Source organism: uncultured Campylobacter sp., assembly GCF_938045625.1.
In the GTDB taxonomy this organism is placed as follows: Bacteria; Campylobacterota; Campylobacteria; order Campylobacterales; family Campylobacteraceae; genus Campylobacter_A.
In genome coordinates, this window is sequence record NZ_CALIAV010000013.1 from 1 (window position 1) to 4,465 (window position 4,465).

The following is a 4,465-nucleotide window of genomic DNA, read 5'->3' on the forward strand; positions in this document are numbered from 1 at the left end:
TAAATTATTTTATTATATTTAAGCTGATATTAAAAATATGATTGAAATTTTATAAATTATTTTACTCGCTAATATTTTTTATCCTTAAGATAAAATTTAAAACAACTTAAAACAAATATGGTGTAATATTTCAAAAGTATCTTGACCTAAGGCGGAATATGGAAAATATATTTTTAGAATCTTACGACGTATTTAAGGTATCGAAAAATGCGAGCAAGCTAAAAATTTACAACGACTTTCTAAGAGACAACAAAAGATACTCAGTAACGCGCTGCTACTATGTCATAGTCGTGGATAATACCTTTTTAACCTACTCGCATTTGATGATTTATGAGGAGCTACTTTATCTTCTGTATTCGCAGAACAAGCTAAAAAACGGCGATTTTTCACTGACGCTCAAAAAATCGGAGCTAGCGAAAAAATTTAAGACCGACATTACCAAAAGCGCGACCGAGACGATAAAGCGCTTTTATGAGATGCAGCAAGTAAAAATCACTATTTTCGTAAAAGACAAAGTCGAAAAACAGATGAATATCATAGAGCGCATCGACGCGCCGCAAAGCGAAAAATACGGCGACATCCCCGACGAGATCAATATCTCGCTAAATTCCGAGTTCGTGCGGCTCTACCGCTGCGCGTATCTGGATAAGATCGAGTATTTAAATAGCTTTGATATCGAACAGGGCAGCTTCATCCGCTACTTTATGCAGCACGAGCTGGACGGAGGCGTCAAAAGCTCTGCGATCATCGATAAAATGGGCGTTACAACGTATCTACCTTTCACTTATAAAAAGCGCTTCGAGCAAGAGATCGCAAGAGTGAGCTTTTACTATAAAAACGAGAAATTTTGCATAAAAGACGGCTTTGTTGTCATCGAAAACCACGAAAACAAGGCGATAGATAATCAAAACGCGTCGATTGAGCTTTTCGGTGTGATATACGAGCAGATAACGCAAAACTGCACGAAATCCGTTACGCTAAACGAGCAAAATTTAGCGAAGTATTACGCGCGCTTCGGCAGGTTTGAGACCAGCCAGACGGTATTTAAAATTCTAAGCAACATGGAGCTCATGCTAAATCAATCGATGCAGAAAGAAAACGCAAAGATCGCCTGCTTTTCGCACTTTTTCGAAAGTATCGTCTGCAAAAACGGCGAGGAATTTGAAATTTTGATCGAGCTAAATCAAAAGGGCTTTGAGTATATCGTCTCGCGCAGTGCGAATTTAGACTTTTGGAACGTCGAAGCGGCAGACTACGGCCTCACGCCATATCCGCTAAACAGCTGCGCCGCAAACGGCGGGCTGGGTGAAATTTAAGGCGGCAAATTTTAAAATTTCTCCGCAAAGACGTACGAACACGCTCGCCGCATCAAAAATAACGCGCGGGCAAAATTTTAAAATTTACTCCTGCGTCCTTAGCTCGGCGATGAGCTCGTCAAGCTCGCCGCTGTTTTGCGCGCTCAAAAGTCGCTCGTTTATGAGCTGCATTTGCGCCGAAAATTCGCTACCAAGCATATCTGCGACGAAATTTTCGCTCTCGCTCTCATCCGTCACCGGATACATATCGCGCCAGATGTCGGTTATCCACCAGCCGCACTTTGAGACGCAGGTAAAGTCCTTCAAAACGCCCATCTTTAGCTTCATCATCACTTCATCGGTTTGCTTGATCTCGCTCGCGACGAAGTCTTTGTGGATACCATCTAAGCAGGTAAAAATGCGGTGTCCTAGACTTTGGACACTATTTTCGGAGCAAATCCTAAACTGAAAGACGCTATCTTTAAAATTTAGATCGGATAAGCAAATTGGATGCTTTTGAGTAAAATTCGGAAACGAATCGAAGCTCCTGTCGTCGATGCTAAGCGCCCAACTCGAGTTTGGATTTTTGCGGGCGAACTCGCCGAAACTTAGTCTGATAAATTCTTTATGGCTTAGCTCTTCGGCGGTGAAAAAGTCGTAGTTAGCGCAGTTTGCAGCTTTAAAATCTTTAAATTTCATGATCCCTCCCGTAAAATACCGTTTCAAATTTACTCAAAATGGTATTTTATCATTTTGCGGGATTTATTTTTATTAATCCGAATAAATTTAATCAAGAATTTGCCAGGTTTAAACCTCGCAAAAAGCGTCTAGTTATATTTTGAGTGAAATTTATGCATGCCGAATAGTTAAATTTGCTGAAATTTAAAATTTTTGAAAGATTTCGCCGCTTGGAACTTCGCATCGCAAAATTCCGAGAGCGGAATTCCAAAGTAAAATTTTACGCCAAACCCATACGCGCAGAATTTTGCTCGCGAGAGGGCTTCGCCAAATACGGCATGGAATATCTATCTAAAATTTCGCGGATTTGGGGCGTCTAAATTTACGCGCCGCACACGAAGTTAAATTTTGTATTTCGCGTCGCAAAATAAACAATCATCACATTATAGAAAATTTGCGAATTTATAAAATTCGGGCTTTTAAATTTACTTCAAAAGCCCGAATTCTAATTTACTTCACCAGTTCGTAATTATATTCTTTCGTGCCGTCGAGTAAATTCGTGACGTTGTAGCCTCGCTCGTTTAGGGCTTTGGCGAGCTTGGCGCTGCGGTTGCCGCTGTAACAGTGTGTGATTATTCTTTTGCCTTTGTTGGCCTCAAGCACGTCCTTGTAGTTTTCTAAAGGCTCGCCGTATGGGATATTTATCGCGCCTTTCATATGCCCCGCGTCGTAGTCCTGCTTCTGCCTAGCGTCGATGATCAGCACGTTCGGCTCATTTGCTATTTTCAAAAACCCATCTGCGTTTATGCTGCCGACCTTATACAGCTCGTAGTCGTACTGCTTCACGCCGGGCGCATTCATAAGCATGCTAAAGCCCTTTTGTTTAAGCAGATCAAGCGCCTTGCCGCTGCGGTTGCCGGTGTTACAATAAAGCACGACGTTTCTATCCTTGTAGGCGTTTATCTCATCCAGTCTGCTTTCCAGCTCTCCAAGCGGGATGTTGATCGCGTGCTTCACGTGGCCTGCGGCGTACTCATCCGCGCTTCTAACGTCGATGACTAGATAATTTTCTTTCGCCCTGTTATCCTCCTCTATTGCTGATAGCGCCGCGCCGCTTATGGCGTAGCCGTTAGGCTGTTGCATCTCGGCGTAGCAAGTCGCAAAAGATCCCAATGCCGCCAGCAAAACCGCGCTTTTTAAAATTTTGTGAGAAATAAATTTCATATGTTTCCTTTGAATTTTAGCTTTTAAAGCGGGAGATTATATCAAAATTTTATCTAAATAGTGTGAATTTGTGCGGAATGTGATAGGTTATGCTGATACGGATTACCGATGTGAAAACGCGAAAGAGACTCGAATAAAAAACTTTTGCCAAAATATCTTAAAGGCTCGTAGGTAAAGATACTTTGCGTAAATTTATCTTTTAGAGACGGAGCAACAAATTCAAAAAAACTCACATTTGCCCGAAGGTAAATTTTATACTTTTGCCAATTTTCATTATTTTTCAAGTATAAGTAAGATATAATCTCGAACTTTTTTGAGGCACCGTTGCACTCTTAAAGGTAATTTGAAGATGGTGTCAAGAGAGAGACTTGAACTCTCGACCTCCGGCTTATGAGACCAGCGCTCTAACCAGCTGAGCTACCTTGACACGCGAAAAGAAATGGCAAGTATAGCTAAATATTCTTATTTTTAATTGAAACACTTTAAAAGGAGAGAAAATGAGTGCGGCTTTGATTTTATTAGTCGTCATAGTTTTGTTAGTTTTGGCGCTAGTGGGCGTTTATAACTCGTTCATCGCCAAGCGCAACCAGGTGCGAAACATCGCTTCCACTGTCGATACGCAGCTTAAAAAACGCTACGACCTCATCCCAAATTTAGTTAGCGCCACGCGCGAATACATGAGCCACGAAAACGCCGTGTTAACGCGCGTTAGCGAACTTCGCTCGCAAGCGATCAATGCGGCTTCTAACGCGGACAAATTTAAGCTAAATAGCGAAATTTCGACTCTTTTAGGACAGATCCGCATCGCGGTGGAGGCGTATCCAAACCTCAAAGCTAACGAATCGTTTGCTAAGCTACAAAACGCGTTAGGCGAGTGCGAAGAGCAGATCAGCGCCGCACGCCGCGCTTACAACGGCGCCGTTACAGTTTATAATAACGCCTGCGAGATGTTTCCTACTAACATCATCGCCAGCGTTTTCAACTTCGCTAAAGCGGAATTTTTCGCCGCTAGCGAGCAAGAAAAACAAGCCCCGAACGTATCTGAGCTTTTCAAAAAATAGGCGCGAGGCGTAGAAAATTCGCGATGAAATTTTAAAATTTCATCGCAAATGGCTCCAAACGCCGTGAGTCTAAATTTATAGTGAATAAAACGGATCACGCGCAAAGAGCGCGTTCTTAAAAGAGACTTGCCGCGCCCTGCGTACTCGTCATCTCGTTTGAGATATTTGCGGCGCGATGTACTTAGACTTTTAACAATAAAATTTTAC

General features: G+C 42.2%; 4 protein-coding genes and 1 tRNA gene. 2 read left to right on the forward strand and 3 right to left on the reverse strand.

The annotated features are described in order from the left end of the window. Positions 1–158: 158 nt before the first annotated feature. The gene (locus Q0386_RS00860; protein WP_299025744.1) at positions 159–1,316 is read left to right on the forward strand and encodes a hypothetical protein; all 1,158 of its coding nucleotides are present in this window, start codon (positions 159–161) and stop codon (positions 1,314–1,316) included. Positions 1,317–1,400: 84 nt separating this feature from the next. Here the strand turns inward: Q0386_RS00860 and Q0386_RS00865 are convergent, their stop codons facing one another. From Q0386_RS00865 to Q0386_RS00875, 3 genes are all read right to left on the reverse strand, one after another. Beyond that, a complete protein-coding gene (locus Q0386_RS00865; protein WP_299025746.1) occupies positions 1,401–1,994 on the reverse strand; it encodes an effector protein in 594 nt (197 codons plus the stop codon). A 489-nt stretch (positions 1,995–2,483) separates the two neighbouring features. Next, positions 2,484–3,197: a rhodanese-like domain-containing protein gene (locus Q0386_RS00870; RefSeq protein WP_298063955.1), complete on the reverse strand. Its 714-nt coding sequence runs from the start codon at positions 3,195–3,197 to the stop codon at positions 2,484–2,486. 350 nt (positions 3,198–3,547) lie between these two features. After that, positions 3,548–3,624: transfer RNA gene (locus Q0386_RS00875), tRNA-Met, on the reverse strand. A gap of 70 nt (positions 3,625–3,694) precedes the next feature. Between Q0386_RS00875 and Q0386_RS00880 the strand changes: the two genes are divergently transcribed. Further along, positions 3,695–4,258 (forward strand): LemA family protein, encoded by a 564-nt coding sequence (locus Q0386_RS00880; RefSeq protein WP_299025748.1) that lies wholly within the window; start codon positions 3,695–3,697, stop codon positions 4,256–4,258. Positions 4,259–4,465: the final 207 nt, after the last annotated feature.